This is a genomic window from Naasia sp. (assembly GCF_025465545.1).
Lineage (GTDB): Bacteria > Actinomycetota > Actinomycetes > Actinomycetales > Microbacteriaceae > Naasia.
In genome coordinates, this window is record NZ_JAODMK010000039.1 from 1 (window position 1) to 17,798 (window position 17,798).

Sequence of the window (17,798 nt, forward strand, 5' to 3'; positions counted from 1 at the left end):
AGCGGTGGCCCTGCTGGTCGCGATCTTCCGTGCCCGGCCCTCGCCGTTCTACGTGCTCGACGAGGTCGAGGCGGCGCTGGACGACGTCAACCTGGGCCGGTTGCTGACCCTGGTGGAGCAGCTCCGCTCCACCTCCCAGCTGATCATCATCACTCACCAGAAGCGGACGATGGAGATCGCCGACGCCCTCTACGGCGTGTCGATGCGCCAGGACGGCGTGTCCGCCGTGGTCGGCCAGCGCGTCCGCCAGGAAGCCAGCTAGCCGAGCCGATCCTGCCGCTCAGCTGCCAGCCGGACTCTCGCTCAGCAGGCAGAATCACCGCCACTCCAGGTATACGGCCGATCCTGCCTGCTGACGTGAGTTCTGCCTGCTGAGGGAGAGGAGCCTGCTGAGCGAGAGGAGCCTGCTGAGCGAGAGGACTGCCGGCTGAGCGAGAGGACTGCCGGCTGGGCGAGAGTCAGGCGAGCAGCCGGAGCCAGCGGAAGCCGTAGCCCTCGAGGCTCAGCACCGCGGGACCCTTCTCCGGCAGGGGCTCCCGGATGCCCGTGAGCAGATCGAGCACGGCCGATCCCTCCAGCGGGAGCCGCACCTCGGCCGACTCCGGCGAGAAGTTGTGCAGCGCGACCACGCACCCCTCGTCCCACCGCATCTCGTGGGCGAGGACCCCAGGAGTGCCCGAATCGAGCACCCCGAACGCGCCGAACCCGATCTCGAAGGTCGTGCGATAGGTCTGCACCAGCTTGCGCACGAAGACCAGCAGGGAGTCGGGGTCGTGGTCCTGGGACTCGACGTTGACGAACGCGGGGCCGTAGCCGCCCGGCGTGACGGGCGCCGGAAGCTTCCGCTCGGCGGCCGTCGAGAAGCCGGCGTTCGCGCCGGCCGTCCACTGCATCGGGGTGCGCACCGCGGAGCGTCCCTCGACGGCCAGGTTCTCGCCCATCCCGATCTCCTCGCCGTAGAAGAGCGTGGGGGTGCCGGGCAGGGCGAAGAGCAGGCTGTAGACCATCCGGATGCGCCGCGGGTCGCCGTCGAGCATCGGCGGGAGCCGACGGCGCAGCCCGCGGCCGTAGAGCTGCATGCCGGGCTCGGGGCCGAAGGCCGCGAAGACCTCCTGGCGCTCGTCGTCGCTCAGCTTGTCGAGGGTCAGCTCGTCGTGGTTGCGCACGAAGATCGCCCACTGTGCCCCGTCGGGGAGCTCGGGGCGGGCCAGCAGCGTCTGCACGAGCGGCCGCGCGTCCTGCCGCGCGAGCGAGAGGTAGAGGTGCTGCATCGTGAGGAAGTCGAACTGCATGGTGAGCTCGCCGCCATCGGGACCGCCGAAGAACTCGAGCTGATCCTCGTAGGGCAGGTTCACCTCGCCGAGGAGGATCGACTGCCCTGAGCGCCGCCCCATGAAGGAGCGCAGCGACCGGAGGTACTCGTGCGGGTCGGGGAGGAGCTGCCGGGCGGCGTCGACGCCCGCTGTGTCGAGCAGGAACGGGACGGCGTCCACCCGGAAGCCCGAGACGCCGAGCTGCAGCCAGAAGCCGAGGATCTTCGCGATCTCATCGCGGACGGCGGGATTGGTGATGTTCAGGTCCGGCTGCTGCCGGTAGAAGCTGTGCTGGTAGTACTGGCCGGTCTTCTCATCGCGCTGCCAGACCCCCGTCTCCTTGTCGGGGAAGACGTTCTCCTCGTGCCCCGGCGGCGGAGCGTCCCGCCACACGTAGTAGTCGCGGAACGGCGACTCCCGGCTCGAGCGGGCGGCCGTGAACCAGGGGTGCTGGTCGGAGGTGTGATTCACGACGAGGTCGACAATCACGCGGATGCCGCGATCATCCGCCAGCCGCAGCACCTCGACGAGGTCGCCGTGGGTGCCCAGGGACGGGTCCACGCCGTAGAAGTCGGTGATGTCGTAGCCGTCGTCGCGTCCGGGCGTCGGGTAGAACGGCATCAGCCACAGGCAGGTGACGCCGAGCTGCGCCAGGTAGTCGATGCGATGGGCGAGCCCCACGAAGTCGCCCTTGCCGTCGCCCGTCCAGTCCATGAACGTCTCGACGTCGAGGCAGTAGACCACGGCGGAGCGCCACCAGAGGTCGCTCGTGTCCGTGATCTTCATCGGGAGCCGTTCGGCATCGAAGGCCGGTCGGCACGGGGTGCCGTGCCGGTCCTCACCGGAAGCCGCCGAGGGCGAGCTGCGGCAGGACGCGCTCGCCGAAGACGTCGAGGAACTCGTCCTGATGCCGTCCGACGTGGTGCAGGTGGATCTCGTCGAAACCGAGCGGGAGGAGGTCCCCGAGCCAGTCCACGAAGCGGCCGGGGTCGGAGGAGATGAGCACGCTGCTGCGCAGGTCGTCCGGCTGAACCTCCGCCGTCGCCTCGTCGAATTCGCTGGGCATCGCGAGATCCCACGTGGTGGGCGGCTTGAGCGAGTTGGTGCGCCACTGGTCGTGGGCGAGCTCCAGGGCGTCCCGCTCATCCGGCGCGTAGCTCAGGTGCACCTGGAGCACGAGGCGCCCGCCGCCGCCCGCCTCCCGGTAGGCCTCCAGCATGCGGGGGAGCGCATCGCCCGGCTGGTAGATGGTGATCAGCCCGTCGGTCCAGCCGCCCAGCCAGCGAGCGGTCTCCTCGCTCACGGCGGCACCGAGGAACGGCGGAGGCGAGTCCGGCCGTGTCCAGAGTCGTGCGCGGTCCACCGTGACGAGGCCGTGGTGGGTCACCTCCTCGCCGGCGAACAAGGCGCGGATGATGTCCGCGCACTCCCGCAGCCGGGCGTTCCGCACATCCTTGGGGGGCCACGGGTCGCCCGTGATGTGCTCGTTCACGTTCTCCCCGGAGCCGAGGGCGACCCACAGCCGGCCGGGGTACATCGATTCCAGCGTCGCCGCGGCCTGCGCGATCATCACGGGGGAGTAGCGCTGGCCGGGCGCGTTGACCACGCCGAACGGGATGGTCGTGGCCTGCATCGCGGCACCCAGCCAGGACCACGCGAAGCCGGACTCGCCCTGTCTCTCGCTCCACGGCGCCACATGGTCGGAGCACATCGCGGCGCCGAAGCCGACCTCCTCGGCTTGCTGCACGGCCCGGAGCAGGTCTCCGGGCGGGATCTGCTCGTGCGAGGCGTGGAATCCCAGGACGGTCATGTGCACCTCCGTGCGCTCGGACCCAACCTAGCCGCGGGCGCGGGGGCGGGAACAGGCCCGGCGGCGGCCTCCGGAGGTCGCCGCGGGGGGCCGCGCCGGTAGGCTGGACGGGTGGCTGATCGCACCCCCTGGTCGCTGTCCGGCGCCCTCCGTGGGATGTTCGCGAAGCGGGCCATCGACGAGACCACCTGGGAGGACCTCGAGGACGCGCTGATCGGCGCCGACTTCGGGCCGACCGTCACGGACCAGATCCTCGACGACCTGCACTCGAAGGTCGACCGCTACCGGACCACCGACCCGCGGGACCTGCAGCGCATGCTGCGGGAGACGATCGAGGAGCGCCTGTCGCGCTTCGATCCGACGCTCAAGCTGACCGACCGGCCCGCGGTGGTGCTCGTCGTCGGGGTCAACGGAGTGGGCAAGACCACGACGATCGGCAAGTTCGCGAAGTTCGTCCGCAACTACGGCAGGACCGTGGTGGTGGGCGCCGCGGACACCTTCCGTGCCGCCGCGGTCGAGCAGCTCGCCACCTGGGCGGAGCGCGCAGGCGCCGACATCGTGCGGCCGCAGCATCCCGGTCAGGACCCCGCGTCTGTCGCGTTCCAGACCATCGAGCAGGCGAAGCGGCTGGGCACCGAGATCGTCATCATCGACACCGCGGGCCGACTGCAGACCAAGGGCGGCCTGATGGACGAGCTGGGCAAGATCAAGCGGGTGATCGAGAAGCAGGCGCCGATCGCCGAGGTCCTCCTCGTGCTGGACGCCACCACCGGCCAGAACGGCCTGCTCCAGGCGGAGGCGTTCCTCGAGATGGCCGGGGTGACCGGACTCGTGATCACGAAGCTGGACGGCTCCGCGAAAGGCGGCTTCGTGCTCGCCGTTCAGGAGCGCACCGGCCTGCCGATCAAACTGATCGGCCAGGGCGAAGGCATCGGCGACCTCACCGGCTTCACCCCGCACGTCTTCGCACAGAACCTCGTCGGGGTCTGAGGCGCCGCCCTCGCAGGCCAGGGCCCTTCGGGCGTTCCTCCGCCAGGAGATCGCGGCCGGCCATCCCGTCGCCGGCCACCTCCCCACCGGTCAGAAGCGGGAGGCCACCTCGAAGAGCACCGCCTCGTCGCCGGCGTAGACGCCCTCCGCGCGCGGCCAGTGCACGATGACCTCGTCGAAGCCGAGCTCACTCGCGCGGCCCTCGGCGTCCTCGAACGCGCCGACGCTCTCGAGCGAGAAGCGGGGTGCCGCGTCGAGGCTCAGGAGCCGCTGCAGTCGGCGGCCCTCCCGCGACTCCTCGTCCTCGAGCCGACGCACCCGCTCCCGCACGCTGCGCCACCACGCGTCGAGGTCGTCTCCCTGGCTGCCCAGGGTGATCCAGCCGTCGCCCCGCTGCACGGCGAGGGCGATGGCTCTCGGCCCGTCTGCGGCGACCAGCAGAGGGACCCGAGGGCTCTGGCGCGGCATACCCACCATGCGGGCGTCGACGGCCCTGAACCACTCGCCGTCGAACGAGATCCCGCGCTCGCCCTCGCTCTCGTGCCGGAGCAGCCGATCCAGCGCGGTGACGAATTCGACGAAGCGCCGGTGCCGCTCACCGGGCGTGAGGACGCGCTGACCGAGCACCGACGCGTCGAACCCTGTGCCGCCCGAGCCGACCCCCAGCTGCACACGGCCGCCCGCGATGTCGTCCAGCGTTGCGATCTCCTTGGCGAACGGCACCGGATGGCGGAAGTTGGGTGAGGCGACGAACGTGCCGAGCCTGATGTCGGTGGTGACCGTGGCTGCGGCGACGAGGGTCGGGACGGTGGCCTGCCACGGCTGATCAGCGAGCGAGCGCCAGGAGAGGTGGTCGTAGGTCCAGGCCGAGTCGAAGCCGAGACCCTCCGCGCTGCTCCACTGGCGCCGCGCCTCCGCCCATGGCCGCTGGGGCAGGATCACGATGCCGTGGCGCATGATCAGGAGCCGGGCGCGGTCAGGTAGGCGCGGCTCAGCTCCAGATAGGTGGCCGCATTGCTGCGGATGCCGGCCTGCTCCTCCCCGGTGAGCTCCCGGCGCACCTTGCCGGGCACCCCGGCCACGAGCGAGCCCGGGGGAATCACCGTGCCCTCCAGCACCACGGCGCCCGCCGCCACCAGCGAGCCTGCGCCGATCACGGCGCCGTTGAGCACGATCGCCCCCATCCCGATGAGGCAGTCGTCCTCGACGGTGCAGCCGTGCACCACCGCGCCGTGCCCGACGCTCACGCCGCTGCCGATGAGGACCGGGATGCCCTCGTCGCCGTGCACCGACACGTTGTCCTGGATGTTGCTGCGATCGCCCAGCTCGATGGCGGCACGGTCCGCCCGCAGGACTGCGCCGAAGAACACGCTCGATCCCGCGCCGAGGCGCACCTTGCCGATGAGGGTGGCGCTGGCCGCCACGAAGGCGTCCGGGGCGATGTCGGGCGCGTCGTCCCCGAAGGGCAGCAGGATCGGCATGCCCCCACGCTAGCCCGAGCGCGAGCCCCGCATCAGTGCGGCCAACCCGCAGCGGCACGCGGTTGCAGTTCGGCCGGAGCGTTACGCCCGTGGACGGGCGCCGCGTCAGTCGAAGAGCTCGCCGATGCGGGTGGCGTCCTCGTCGGGAAGGTCGAGGCCGAGCGCCTCGTGCACCGCATCCCACTGGCCGCTCCAGTGCGGCGACACGATGGGCGCCGTCACCTGCGGGTGCCAGCGCAGCCACGCCAGTGCCAGGCCAGGGGTGCTGACGTCGAAGTCGCGGGCGATCGAGCCGAGGCCGGCGACGCGCTCCAGCGCGCCGTCGGTGAACACCTTGGAGTAGAGCGCCGGTGCGAGGGCGAGTCGGCTGCCCGGCGGCGGCTGCACCCCGCCCAGGTAGCGGTCCGAGAGGATCCCGCCGGCCAGCGGGGAGTAGGGCGTGTAGCCGAGCCCCTCGCCCATCACGAGCGGCAGCAGATCCCGCTCGTCCCCGCGCACCAGCAGGCTGAACGAGTTCTGCACCCACTCGGGCCGGGGCAGTCCCTCGCGATCGGCGGTGGTGAGCATCGCCTCGAGGTCCCAGGGCGTCACGTTGCTGCAGCCGTAGGCGCGGATGATGCCCATGCCGAGCGCGGCTGCGAAGGCGCCGAGCGTCTCGGCGAGCGGCGTTCCCGGATCCGGGGCGTGCGAGAGGTAGAGGTCCACCCGGCCGAGCCGGCGAACGCTCGCCGTCAGCTGCCGCTCGATGTGCCGCGCGGACAGGTCCACGCCGTCCTGCCCGCGCTCCACCGGAGCGCCCACTTTCGTCGCGATCAGCGCATCCTCCGGCTGGCGCTCATCGAGCCAGCGGCCCACCGCCTCCTCGCTGGCGCCGCCCGCGTAGGAGTTGGCGGTGTCGATCCCGCGGATGCCCAGATCCCAGGCCTCGTCCAGCCGCTCGATGCCCTGCTTCAGCGTCAGGCCCTTGCCCCGCGTGGCAGGAGAGGCGCCCACCCCGCCGATCCCGCCCGCGCCGAACAGGAACTCCGAGACGTCGATGCCGGACCGGCCGAGGGGGACTGCGCGCATGGGTCGAGCGTAGGCGTCGGGTCAAGAGGGGAAGCTAAACTGACGGACCTATGGCTACCTTCGGGTCCCTCTCCGACCGTCTCACCCAGGCCCTCGCGAACCTCCGTGGCAAGGGCAGGCTCACGCCTGCCGACGTCGACGGCACCGTCCGCGAGATCCGCCGCGCCCTGCTCGAGGCCGACGTGAACCTCGACGTCGTGAAGCGCTTCACCGCCACCGTGCGGGAGCGGGCCCTCGAGGCCTCGACCTCCCAGGCCCTCAACCCGGCGCAGCAGGTGGTGCAGATCGTCAACGAGGAGCTCGTGGCGATCCTCGGCGGCCAGCAGCGGCGGCTCGAGTTCGCCAAGAAGCCGCCGACCGTCATCATGCTCGCGGGTCTGCAGGGCGCCGGAAAGACGACCCTCGCCGGAAAGCTGTCCCGCTGGCTCGTCAAGGAGGGGCACCGCCCGCTCCTCGTCGCCGCCGACCTGCAGCGCCCCAATGCAGTCACCCAGCTCCAGGTCGTCGGCGAGCAGGCCGGCGCCGCCGTCTTCGCCCCCGAGCCGGGCAACGGCGTCGGCAACCCGGTGCGCGTGGCCAAGGATTCGATCCGCTTCGCCAACGACAAGCAGTACGACGTGGTCATCGTGGACACCGCAGGACGCCTCGGCGTCGACGCGAACATGATGAAGCAGGCGGCCGACATCCGGAAGGCCGTCGATCCCGACGAGGTCCTCTTCGTCATCGATGCGATGATCGGCCAGGACGCCGTCACGACGGCGAGGGCCTTCCAGGAGGGCGTCGACTTCACCGGCGTCGTCCTCACCAAGCTCGACGGCGACGCCCGCGGCGGCGCCGCGCTGTCCGTCGCCTCGGTCACCGGCCGGCCGATCCTCTTCGCGTCCACCGGCGAGAGCCTCGACGACTTCGAGCCCTTCTACCCGGACCGCATGGCGAGCAGGATCCTCGACCTCGGCGACATCCTCACCCTCATCGAGCAGGCGCAGGGCGCCTTCGACGAGGAGGAGGCGCGCAAGGTCGCCGAGAAGTTCGCGACCGACACATTCACGCTCGAGGACTTCCTCAAGCAGATGCAGCAGCTGCGCAACATGGGCTCGATCAAGAAGATGATCGGCATGCTGCCCGGCGCCAAGGGCATGCGCGAGCAGCTCGAGAACTTCGATGAGCGCGAGATCGTGCGCACCGAGGCGATCATCCAGTCGATGACCCGCCAGGAGCGCCAGAACCCCAAGATCCTCAACGGCTCCCGCCGGCTGCGCATCGCCCGGGGGTCCGGCATGAGCGTCACCGACGTGAACCAGCTGGTGCAGCGCTTCGAGCAGGCCGCGAAGATGATGAAGACGGTCGCCAGGGGCGGGGTGCCTCAGGTGCCGGGCATGGGACCGGTTCCGGGTGCGGGCTACCGCGGCAAGCCCCAGCAGAAGAAGAAGTCCGGGTCGAAGTCGGGCAACCCGGCCAAGCGCGCGGCCGAGAACGCGGCACTCGATGCGGCCCCGAAGGGACCGTCGAGCGCGGGCGGAAGCGGCTTCGGCCTCGGTGGGGGAGGCGCCGCGAAGGGCACCCCCAGCGAGGAGGAGCTGGCAGCCCTGCAGAAGATGTTCGGGCGCTAGCCCGGCACGGCAGGCAGGACCCGGTCCGATCCCCTGTGGCGGACCGGCTGCCGCTCAGGCGATGCCCTCCACCAGCTGCACGGTCAGGTCCCAGACGGGCCTCTCGGGTTCCACCCCGTCAGGACGGACCGGAAACGCGTACCCGGCCGACCTCCCAGCCGCGGGTGGCAGCGGATAGCGTGTCGGTCATGAGCCAGCACGATCCCTACGCGATCTTCCCGCCCGTCGCCACCTTCGAGGTCACGAGCGCCGACGTCACCGCCGGCGCGACGGTGCCCACGGTCCACTGGGGCGCAGGGGGAGGGGGCGAGGACGTCTCGCCGCAGCTGTCCTGGAGCGGGGCGCCGGATGGCACCGCGACCTTCGCCGTCACCGTGTACGACCCCGATGCGCCCACCGCATCCGGCTTCTGGCACTGGGCCATCTACAACATCCCCGCCTCGGTCACAGAGCTGGCCCAGGGTGCGGGTGCGCCCGGCGGGCATCTTCCGGACGGCGCCCGCACGCTGTCCAACGAGCTGCGCACCAAGCAGTACATCGGCCCCACTCCTCCCGAGGGAACGGGCCGGCACCGCTACTTCTTCGTGGTGCACGCACTCGACACCGAGCTCGACCTCGACCCCGAGGCGACGCCGGCGATTCTCGGCTTCAACGCGGGCTTCCACTCGCTCGGCCGGGCGATCCTGGTGGCGACCGCCGAGTACGGCGACATCGGGTCATGAGGTCCGGCCGGAGACGTCTCGCACGGGCGGCCGATCCGGTCCGCCTACGCTGATCCGATGAGCATCGACGCCTTCGCCGCAACCTCCCGTCCCGTCCGCGTGGGGGTGCAGATCGCGCCAGAGCATGGGCTGTATCCGAAGATCCGGGACACCGTGCGGGCGGTCGAGGACCTCGGCGTGGACGTCCTGTTCAACTGGGACCACTTCTTCCCCCTCTCCGGCGATCGAGGCGGTCTGCACTTCGAGTCCTGGTCGCTGCTCGCGGCGTGGGCGGAGCAGACCTCACGCATCGAGCTCGGCCCGCTGGTGAACTGCAACAGCTACCGGAACGCGAACCTGCAGGCCGACATCGCCCGGACGGTCGATCACATCAGCGGCGGGCGGCTCATCTTCGGCACCGGCTCGGGCTGGTTCGAGCACGACTACGACGAGTACGGCTACGAGTTCGGCACGGCAGGCCAGCGACTCGACGCCCTCGCTCGGGACCTCCCGGTCATCCGGGACCGCTGGACGAAGCTCAACCCGCCCCCGGTCCGGGACATCCCGATCCTCATCGGCGGTGGCGGCGAGAAGAAGACGCTCCGGATCGTGGCCGAGCACGCCGACATCTGGCACAGCTTCACGAATGCCGAGACGCTGAAGCGCAAGCTCGGGATCCTGGCCGAGCACGCCGAAGCGGTCGGGCGCGACGTGTCGGAGATCGAGATCTCGACCGGCGTGGGCACGGAGGTGAGCGAGGCGGACCTCGAGGAGAAGCACGCGCTCGGCGTGCGGCTCTTCACGATCGGCAGGAGCGGGCCGGACTACGACCTCGACGGAGTCCGCAAGCTCCTGGCCTGGCGCGAGCGCGTCTCCGCTTGAGCAGTGCGCGGCCGCCGGCGTCCCCTCCGGCTCAGCCCTTGATCCCGCTCATCGCGACGCCCTGCACGAACTGGCGCTGGAAGATCATGAACACGATCACCATCGGCAGGGTCGCGATGACCGAGCCGGCGAGCAGCATGCCCCACTGGGTCTGGTTCTTCATGACGAACATCGCCAGCCCGAGCGGAGCCGTGAACTTGCCCGGGTCGGAGATGATGATCAGCGGCCAGAGGAAGTCCTCCCACGCCGCCATGAAGGTGAAGATCGCGGTGGCGGCGAGGACGGGGCGGCAGAGCGGCAGCACGATCTGCCGGTAGACGCGGAACTCGCTGGCGCCGTCCACTCGCGCGGCGTCCAGCAGCTCGTCGGGGATCGTCATCATGAACTGGCGCAGCAGGAAGATCCCGAACGCGCTGACCGCGCCAGGCACGATCAGGCCGGCGTACGAGTCCAGCATGCCGTGGCCGCCGTTGCCGAACATGTCGTTGTCGCCGAAGAACGGGATGTGCTGCAGGATCACGTAGTTGGGGATCATCGTGATCTGCGGCGGCACCATCATCGTGGCCAGCACGACCAGGAAGATCGCGTCCCGTCCCGGGAAGCGGAGCTTGGCGAAGGCGAACGCGCACAGCGAGTTGAGCAGCAGCTGCAGCACGGTCACCGAGGTGGCCACGAACGCGCTGTTCGCGAACCACCGGAGGGCGCCCGTCTTGGCGAACTCCAGGTAACCGTCGATGGTCGGATTCTGCGGGATCCACTGCGGCGGCCAGGAGAAGATGTCGCCGGTGTGCTGGAACGAGGCGCTGACGAGCCACGCGAACGGTCCGACGAACAGGACCGAGCCGGGGATGAGGATCAGGTAGATGACGCCGTAGCGGAGCCAGCGGCGCTTCCGGCCGCCTGCTCCTTCCGGCCGGATGGCGTCCCGGCGCTCGATCTCGTGGGGCTGGAGGACCTCGACGGCGGTGGCACTCAAAGGTCGGCCTTTCGGTAGAGCCGAAGCTGGATCCAGGTGAAGACGAGGGTGATCGCGAAGAGGACGAAGGCCAGCGTGGTGGCATAGCCCATCTCGTAGAACTTGAACGCCGCCTCGTAGATGTAATAGACCATCGTGGTCGTCCGCTCGACCGGGCCGCCCTTGGTCATCACGAAGATCTGCGTGAAGACCTGAAGCGACCCGATGATCCCCATGACGAGCAGGAACAGGGTTGTGGGCGCCAGCTGGGGGAGCGTCACGTGACGCAGTCGCGCCCAGCTTCCGGCGCCGTCCACCTTGGCGGCCTCGTGCAGCTCCTGGGGGATTCCCTGCATGCCGGCCAGGTAGATGACCATCGAGAAGCCGACGCCCGACCAGATGCTCATCAGGATGACGGCAGGCATGGCGAGGTGCTGGTCGGCGAGCCAGAGGAGCGGCTCGCGGATCAGGTGCAGCTTCAGCAGGTAGTAGTTGAAGAGGCCGTAGTCGCCGTTGTAGAGCCACTTCCAGATGATGGCCACGACGACGAAGGGGGTGACCTGGGGGAGGAAGAACAGGGTGCGGAAGACGCCCCGGAACTTGATGGCCTGGTTGAGCATCAGCGCGAGGAAGAAGCCGATGGCCATCGTGATCGGCACCGAGGCGCCGGTGAAGTAGAAGGTGTTCACGATCGACTTCAGGAAGCCAGCGTCCTGTGTCATGTCGACGTAGTTGTCCAGGCCGACGAACGGCTTGTCCTGGCTGATCAGGTTCCACTCGTGGAAGGTCAGGTAGAACCCGAACAGCAGGGCGAAGACCGTGAACACCGAGAAGACGAGCAGCCCGGGGGACAGGAAGGCGTAGGCGCGCCACGACCGGCGCATCTTCGTGAGCGTCCCGGCCGGCTTGCGGGGAGTGCCGGAGTCGCCGGATCGTTGCCCGGGGGGGCCGCCGGCGGAGGAGAGCCGGCGCTGGGTGGTTGCCGTCGCGGTGTCGACCGCCATGACGAACTCCTTCGTGCGTCCTGAGAGTGGAGCCGGCGCGCCAGGCGCGCCGAAGGGGAGAGCCGCCGGCCCCGCTGCGTTCGCTTTCGCGTGGCACCGGGGCCGGCGGCAGGGAACTGCTACTTGAGGAGCTTCTCGGCCTCGGCCTTGGCGTTGGCGAGCGCCTCCTGGACCGAGATGTCGCCGTACATCGCGGCGCCGAGCTGGTTGTTCAGGGCCTCCTCCATCTGCGGCCAGACCTCGCTGGTCTGCACGTTGCTGATGCCGCACTGCATGGCATCCGCGAAGCCCTTCAGCTGCGGCTTGACCTTCTCCAGGTCAGGCGACTCGAGGAGCGTCTTCGTGGTCGGGAGCAGCGTGCTGTTCGGGGCGGTGTAGGTGAGGGTCGCCATGTTCTCGGGCTGCGACAGGTACTCGATCCACTTCCAGCCGGCGTCGTTGTTCTTCGAGTGGTCGAAGAGGACCAGTGAGTCGCTCGCGACCGTGGTCGCGCATCCGGCAGGGCCCTCGGGCAGCGGCGCGGTGGCCCACTTGCCTTCGATGTCCGGCGCCTCCTCCTTGAGCACTCCGGCGAACCAGGATCCGGCGATGTACATGCCCATCTGACCCTGGAAGAAGCCGAGGCGGCCGTCGTAGGAGTTGGAGTTGAGGTAGTCGGGAGCTGCGTACTTGGTGAGGCCGACGTAGTACTCGGCCGCCTCCTGCGCCTTGGGGGAGTCGAAGACCGGCTTGCCGTCCGTGTCGAGCACGTCACCGCCGTTCTGCCAGAGGAAGGGGTACCAGTAGTACGCGGACTCGGGCGCGAACATCGCGAGGCCGTACTGCTTGTTGGCCGGGTCGGTGAGCTTCTTGGCGTCGGCCTCGAACTCGTCCCACGTCGTCGGCGGGCCCGCGATCCCGGCGGCCTCGAAGAGGTCGGTGCGGTAGAAGAGTCCCGTCGACTCGCCGTCGATCGGCAGCGCGTACATGCTGTTGTCGTAGCTCGCGAAGGTCTTGAAGACGTCCACGTAGTCGTCCGGCTTGATGACGTCGCTGCGCGAGATGTAGTTGTCCAGGTTGGTGAGCGCGCCGCGTGAGGCGAACGCCGCCACCGAGCTCGCGTCGATGTACGCGACGTCGGGCGGGTTGTTGCCGGCGATCTGGGTGGTGAGGGTCTGCCCCATCGACTCAGCGGGAACGTCCCGAAGCTCGATCTTGATCGTCGGGTGCGCCTTCTCGAAGTCCGCCTTGAGCTTCTTCATCTCATTGGATGAGCCGACCCAGGAGGCGAAGGAGATCGTCACCGTCTCCTTGGGATCCGCGACAGGACCCGTTCCGCCGCCGCCGCCGTTCGTCCCGGACGAGGTACCGCCGCAGGCGGTGAGACCGACGGCCGTGAGAACGGCCGCGATGGGGACCAGGGTTCTGGTCAGACGCTTCTTCACCGACAACTCCTTTATTGTTCAGTCGAGCTCTCGGCAGCTTCTTTGCTCCGAGGGCGATGGCCAAAGGTATGTCACCTTTTACCTTTCATGCAAGACGACGCCCCGCCGCGACGGCGACATCGTTAGCGAATCGTTTCGGCGATAGCGGATCGCCCCGGCGCGCTTGCGGGAAGCCCCCTGGGCGCTGGCATGCTTCTACCCATGTCGAATGCCAAGGTGCTGGTGCGAGGGCCCTACAAGGCGGGCATCGCGCGCCGCCTGCAGGTCGTCACCGCCGCGGTGGAGGTCTTCGGCGAGTTCGGATTCGCGGGCGGCACGGTGCAGCGGATCGCGGATCGGGTCGGCGTGACGCCCGCCGCGATCGACAAGCTGTTCGGCAACAAGGAACAGCTCCTGGTGGCGGCCCTCGAGCATTGGGGAAGCCTCACCACGGAGGTGACCGGGCCGGATTCCCGCGGGATGGCGATGCTCGAAGGGTTCCGAAATCTGATGAGCTATCACGTGCACCACCCCGGCATGCTCGCGCTCTACGTGACGATGGCGGCGGAAGCCTCGTCGCCGCAGCATCCGGCACACGCCTTCATGACCGAGCGGTATCGGAGAACCCTCGAGACGATGCGGCAGATCTTCGTCGACGCGGTGGCGGAGGGGGCGTTCCGGGCGATGACGGACGAGGAGACTCAGAGCGAGGCGGAATGGCTGCTCGCGACCATGGACGGTCTCGAGATCCAGTTCCTGCTGCATCCCTCGTTCAACCTGGAGCGGTCGTTCGGCCTCTTCCTCGACGCGCTGATCGCCCGCCTCGCGCCGGTCCCCGCGCTGGCGGCGCAGGGCTAGCTGCTCCGCGCGCGTCAGCCGGGGGCGGAGATCCCGTCGCGGAGCTCTGCGACCAGGGAGGCGACCACCGCCTTGAGGCTGCCGCCGCTCCGGGCGGCCACGGTGAGCTGCCGCTCGTAGCTTGCGCCCCGGTCGAGGATCACGTCGAGCTCATGGAGCTCCTCGATGCAGCCGAGCCGCTCGGCGATCGGGTCGAGCCGCGCGATCAGGTCCCGGGTGTCGTCGCGCACGAGGCGCTCGTCGCCCGCCGCGTTCTGCACGAGGATCGTCTCCATGCCGTAGCGGGCGGCGCGCCACTTGTTCTCGCGCACGAACCACGGCTGCATGGTCGGCGGGACGATGCCGCGGTCGAGCTGGCCGGAGAGGTCCTCGACGAGGCATTGGACCAGCGCGGACATCGCCCGCACCTCCTGCACGGTGGAGAGCCCGTCGCACGCCCGGACCTCGATCGTGCCCCACTTGGGCGAGGGCCGGATGTCCCACCGGATCTCGTCGACCGAGTCGATCACCCCGACGTGCAGCAGGTCGCCGACCATCGACTCGTACTCGCCCCAGGTGGAGAACTGCGGCGGAAGCCCGGCGGTCGGCAGCTGCTGGAACATCAGGGCACGGTTGGAGGCGTAGCCGGTGGCCTCGCCGCTCCAGAAGGGACTGGAGGCGGAGAGGGCCTGCAGGTGCGGGTAGTAGGCCAGCAGACCATTGAGGATCGGCAGCACCTTCTCCCGGTCGTCGACGCCGACGTGCATGTGCACACCCCAGATGAGCATCTGGCGGCCCCACCACTGCGTGCGGTCGATCAGCGTCGCGTAGCGCTCCTTGTCGGTCACCCGCTGCTGAGTCCACTGCGCGAACGGATGGGTGCCCGCGCACATCAGGTCGACGCCGAGGGGTTCGGCCAGGTCGCGGACCCGGCCGATCGTCTCCTCGAGATCCTCGGTGGCGCCGCGGACCGTCTGGTGCACGCCGGATACGACCTCGACGGTGTTGGTGAGCAGCTCTGCGGTGATTCGGGAGAAGCCCGACTCGTCGGTGAGGTCGAGCGACGCCAGGATCTCCGGCGCGGCCGGCGCGAGATCGCCGCTCACGTGATCCACGAGAGCGAGCTCCCACTCGAGTCCCAGGTCGGACCGCGCTGACCGACCGAATTCGATAGCCACGCCGCCATCCTGACATGCACGCCCCGGTCGCGTCCCGCCGACGCCAGGCGAGACGTTCCTGCCAACCCGCGTGCCGTCCGTGCCGTGTCCGGATGCCGCCGGTGCGGCGTCGTGGGCGCCGTCTAGCGTGGGACGGTGACAACCCCTCCCCGCACTGTGCCCGCCGTGCCCGCCGAGGTGCCTCGTGTCGAGCGCGGGTGGGTGGTTCCGGTCGCGATCGGGGTGACCCTCCTCGCCTGGGCGAGCGCCTTCGTCGTGATCCGCGGAGTCGGCACGGCCCTCTCGCCCGGTGCGCTGGCGCTGGCCCGGCTCCTCGTCGGCACCCTCGCGCTCGGCCTGTTCACCCTCGGTCGCCGCTGGCTCACCCCGACTCCCCGGGAGTGGCTTCTCCTCGCCGGCTACGGCGTGCTGTGGTTCGGCTGCTACAACGTGGCGCTGAACTTCGCCGAGCTCACGCTCGATGCCGGCACCACATCCATGGTCGTCAACATCAGCCCGATCCTCCTTGCGCTGAGCGCGGCGCTGGTGCTCAAGGAGCGGCTGCACCGCTGGATCCTCCTCGGCGCGGGTATCTCGTTCGCGGGCGTGCTGCTCATCGGCTCGGCGAGCGGCGCCCGCGGTCTGGACGACGCGGTCGGCGTCCTCGCCGCCCTGCTCGCGGCCGTGGTCTACACCGTCGGCGTGCTCTGCCAGAAGCCGCTCCTGGGTCGGCTTCCGGCCCTCCAGGTGACCTTCCTGGGGGCGGCCATCGGCGCGGTCGCGTGCCTTCCCTTCGCTCCGGCGCTGCTCCGCGAGGCGGTGACAGCACCCCCTCCCGCGCTGCTCGGTGCGCTGTATCTGGGACTCGTGCCCACCGCGCTCGGCTTCACCCTGTGGGCGTTCGCGCTGCAGCGGATGCCCGCGGGACGCCTCGGCCTGACGACCTACCTGGTCCCGCCCATCGCCATCCTGCTGGCGCTCGCCGCGTTCGGAGAAGTCCCGGCGCCGCTGGCGATCCTCGGCGGCGTGCTCTGCCTCGCCGGCGTCGCCGTCTCGCGCCGCCGCCCCCGCTAGTCGGGTCGGCGACGCTGATGCTGAGCCGGTTCTCGTCGAGAAGCCGGGACGGTATGCGAGGGCGCCGGGAATCTGTCACAATTGTGGGTCGAGTCCGCGACGCCCGACCCTCTAATTCAGGCGTCCTCACTTCCTATCGAGCTTCCGCCGAGTGTGCCCCCACGCGCACGGTCCGGTTCACCGCATCCATACCAAGCACACAGGAGAATTGTGGCTGTCAAGATCCGTCTCAAGCGCCTCGGCAAGATCCGCGCGCCGTACTACCGCATCGTCGTCGCCGACGCGCGCACCAAGCGCGACGGCCGTGTCATCGAGGAGATCGGCCAGTACCACCCGACCGAGGAGCCGTCGCTCATCAAGGTCGACTCGGAGCGCGCCCAGTACTGGCTCGGTGTCGGCGCCCAGCCGACCGAGCAGGTCGCCGCGCTGCTCAAGCTCACCGGCGACTGGGGCAAGTACAAGGGTGACCCGAACGCCGTGAGCACCGTCAAGGTCAAGGAGCCGAAGGCCGCGTTCGTCGCCGACGAGAAGAAGAAGCCGGTCCTCCGCCCCAAGAGCGAGGCGCCTGCTCCTGCCGCCGCCGCACCCGCTCCCGCCGCCGACGAGGCTGCCGAGCCGGCCGCGTCCGAGAGCGACGCGTAGTCCGTGCTCGCTGACGCACTCGAGCATCTCGTCAAGGGGATCGTCGACAACCCGGACCAGGTTCAGGTCTCGGAGCGCTCGACCCCTCGTGGCGAGCTGCTCGAGGTGCGCGTGCACCCCGACGATCTCGGCCGGGTGATCGGCCGGTCGGGGCGTACCGCCAAGGCGCTCCGGACGCTCGTCACGGCGCTCGCCGACGGACGGCGCGTCCGCGTCGACGTCGTCGACACCGACGAGTGACGGACACAGTGGCGAAAGGCAAGGCGGGCGGCCAGTCCGCTCAGACGCAGCTGAGAGTCGGGCGCCTCACCAAGGCGCACGGCCTGAAGGGCGCACTCAAGCTGGAGCTGTTCACCGACGACCCGGAGCGCCGCTTCGTCCCGGGCGCCGAGTTCTCGCTGCAGGTGCCCACCTCCTCTCCGTGGCACGGCAAGAAGCTCGTGCTCGGTGAGCTGCGCTGGTACAACAGCCACCCGGTCGGGTTCTTCGAGGGCGTCACGGACCGCGAAGGCGCCGAGAGCCTCGTGAAGGCCATCCTCTGGGTGGACTCGTCCGCCGACGAGCCCCAGGAGGAGGATGCCTGGTACGACCACCAGCTCGTCGGTCTCGCGGTGCTCCGCGACGGCGTGCAGGTCGGGACGATCGTGCGGGTCGAGCATTTTCCCGCGCAGGACCTGCTCGTGGTGAAGACCCCCGACCGCGAGGTCCTGGTGCCGTTCGTCAAGGCGATCGTGCCCGCCGTGGACACCGTCCGCCGGGAGGTCACGGTGACCCCGCCGGAGGGGCTCTTCGAGGACCTTCCCGACGACGAGGATGACCCCGAGCGCCCGCAGAGGGCCGAGGCCGGGGCGCCGGCCGCCGACGGTGCCGC

Annotated in this window: 19 protein-coding genes; 10 read left to right on the forward strand and 9 right to left on the reverse strand. The window is 69.7% G+C overall.

Going from position 1 to position 17,798, the window contains the following annotated elements; genetic code table 11:
- Positions 1–262, forward strand: a 262-nt coding sequence (locus JWR33_RS10020) for an AAA family ATPase (RefSeq protein WP_297411593.1), incomplete at its 5' end; no start/stop codon positions are given.
- Positions 263–458: 196 nt separating this feature from the next.
- Here the strand turns inward: JWR33_RS10020 and JWR33_RS10025 are convergent.
- Together JWR33_RS10025 and JWR33_RS10030 are read right to left on the reverse strand one after the other, a co-directional pair.
- A complete protein-coding gene (locus tag JWR33_RS10025; RefSeq protein WP_297411594.1) occupies positions 459–2,099 on the reverse strand; it encodes an alpha-amylase family protein in 1,641 nt (546 codons plus the stop codon).
- Between the two features lie 52 nt (positions 2,100–2,151).
- A complete protein-coding gene (locus JWR33_RS10030; RefSeq protein WP_297411596.1) occupies positions 2,152–3,123 on the reverse strand; it encodes a TIGR03885 family FMN-dependent LLM class oxidoreductase in 972 nt (323 codons plus the stop codon).
- A 111-nt stretch (positions 3,124–3,234) separates the two neighbouring features.
- On the opposite strand from JWR33_RS10030, the gene ftsY reads away from it, so the two are divergent.
- A complete protein-coding gene (gene ftsY / locus JWR33_RS10035) occupies positions 3,235–4,113 on the forward strand; it encodes a signal recognition particle-docking protein FtsY (RefSeq protein ID WP_297411599.1) in 879 nt (292 codons plus the stop codon).
- A 90-nt stretch (positions 4,114–4,203) separates the two neighbouring features.
- On the opposite strand, the gene JWR33_RS10040 is transcribed toward ftsY, so the two are convergent.
- From JWR33_RS10040 to JWR33_RS10050, 3 genes are all read right to left on the reverse strand, one after another.
- On the reverse strand, positions 4,204–5,070 hold the full coding sequence (locus JWR33_RS10040; protein ID WP_297411600.1) for an LLM class flavin-dependent oxidoreductase: 867 nt from the start codon (positions 5,068–5,070) through the stop codon (positions 4,204–4,206).
- Between the two features lie 2 nt (positions 5,071–5,072).
- Entirely contained in the window at positions 5,073–5,594 is a 522-nt protein-coding gene (locus JWR33_RS10045; protein WP_297411602.1) for a gamma carbonic anhydrase family protein, read from the reverse strand.
- Between the two features lie 105 nt (positions 5,595–5,699).
- Entirely contained in the window at positions 5,700–6,662 is a 963-nt protein-coding gene (locus tag JWR33_RS10050; RefSeq protein ID WP_297411605.1) for an aldo/keto reductase, read from the reverse strand.
- A gap of 50 nt (positions 6,663–6,712) precedes the next feature.
- Here JWR33_RS10050 and ffh point away from each other — a divergent pair, with 50 nt between their 5' ends.
- The 3 genes from ffh (at position 6,713) to JWR33_RS10065 (ending at position 9,855) form a co-directional block, all read left to right on the forward strand.
- On the forward strand, positions 6,713–8,272 hold the full coding sequence (gene ffh, locus JWR33_RS10055; RefSeq protein WP_297411607.1) for a signal recognition particle protein: 1,560 nt from the start codon (positions 6,713–6,715) through the stop codon (positions 8,270–8,272).
- A gap of 188 nt (positions 8,273–8,460) precedes the next feature.
- Complete coding sequence (locus tag JWR33_RS10060) at positions 8,461–8,994, forward strand: YbhB/YbcL family Raf kinase inhibitor-like protein (protein WP_297411609.1); 534 nt, start codon at positions 8,461–8,463, stop codon at positions 8,992–8,994.
- A gap of 57 nt (positions 8,995–9,051) precedes the next feature.
- Complete coding sequence (locus JWR33_RS10065; RefSeq protein ID WP_297411611.1) at positions 9,052–9,855, forward strand: LLM class F420-dependent oxidoreductase; 804 nt, start codon at positions 9,052–9,054, stop codon at positions 9,853–9,855.
- 31 nt (positions 9,856–9,886) lie between these two features.
- Here the strand turns inward: JWR33_RS10065 and JWR33_RS10070 are convergent, their stop codons facing one another.
- The 3 genes from JWR33_RS10070 to JWR33_RS10080 all read right to left on the reverse strand — a co-directional run bounded on the left by JWR33_RS10070 (position 9,887) and on the right by JWR33_RS10080 (position 13,238).
- A complete protein-coding gene (locus JWR33_RS10070; protein WP_297411612.1) occupies positions 9,887–10,831 on the reverse strand; it encodes a carbohydrate ABC transporter permease in 945 nt (314 codons plus the stop codon).
- The gene (locus JWR33_RS10075; protein WP_297411614.1) at positions 10,828–11,814 is read right to left on the reverse strand and encodes a sugar ABC transporter permease; all 987 of its coding nucleotides are present in this window, start codon (positions 11,812–11,814) and stop codon (positions 10,828–10,830) included. The genes JWR33_RS10070 and JWR33_RS10075 overlap by 4 nt, the downstream gene beginning before the upstream one ends.
- Before the next feature lie 119 nt (positions 11,815–11,933).
- Positions 11,934–13,238, reverse strand: a complete 1,305-nt coding sequence (locus JWR33_RS10080) for a sugar ABC transporter substrate-binding protein (protein ID WP_297411615.1) — start codon at positions 13,236–13,238, stop codon at positions 11,934–11,936.
- Between the two features lie 201 nt (positions 13,239–13,439).
- Here JWR33_RS10080 and JWR33_RS10085 point away from each other — a divergent pair, with 201 nt between their 5' ends.
- On the forward strand, positions 13,440–14,075 hold the full coding sequence (locus JWR33_RS10085; RefSeq protein WP_297411617.1) for a TetR/AcrR family transcriptional regulator: 636 nt from the start codon (positions 13,440–13,442) through the stop codon (positions 14,073–14,075).
- Between the two features lie 14 nt (positions 14,076–14,089).
- Here JWR33_RS10085 and JWR33_RS10090 read toward each other — a convergent pair whose 3' ends face one another.
- Complete coding sequence (locus tag JWR33_RS10090; RefSeq protein WP_297411618.1) at positions 14,090–15,232, reverse strand: glutamate--cysteine ligase; 1,143 nt, start codon at positions 15,230–15,232, stop codon at positions 14,090–14,092.
- Between the two features lie 135 nt (positions 15,233–15,367).
- Here JWR33_RS10090 and JWR33_RS10095 point away from each other — a divergent pair, with 135 nt between their 5' ends.
- The 4 genes from JWR33_RS10095 to rimM form a co-directional block, all read left to right on the forward strand.
- Positions 15,368–16,285, forward strand: a complete 918-nt coding sequence (locus JWR33_RS10095; RefSeq protein WP_297411620.1) for an EamA family transporter — start codon at positions 15,368–15,370, stop codon at positions 16,283–16,285.
- A gap of 210 nt (positions 16,286–16,495) precedes the next feature.
- A complete protein-coding gene (gene rpsP, locus JWR33_RS10100; RefSeq protein WP_297411621.1) occupies positions 16,496–16,927 on the forward strand; it encodes a 30S ribosomal protein S16 in 432 nt (143 codons plus the stop codon).
- A gap of 3 nt (positions 16,928–16,930) precedes the next feature.
- Positions 16,931–17,167 carry an RNA-binding protein gene (locus JWR33_RS10105; RefSeq protein ID WP_297411623.1) on the forward strand — a complete coding sequence of 79 codons (237 nt, stop codon included), beginning with the start codon at positions 16,931–16,933 and terminating at the stop codon, positions 17,165–17,167.
- The coding region (rimM, locus tag JWR33_RS10110) for a ribosome maturation factor RimM (RefSeq protein WP_297411625.1) at positions 17,164–17,798 on the forward strand (635 nt) is incomplete at its 3' end. The genes JWR33_RS10105 and rimM, both read left to right, overlap by 4 nt.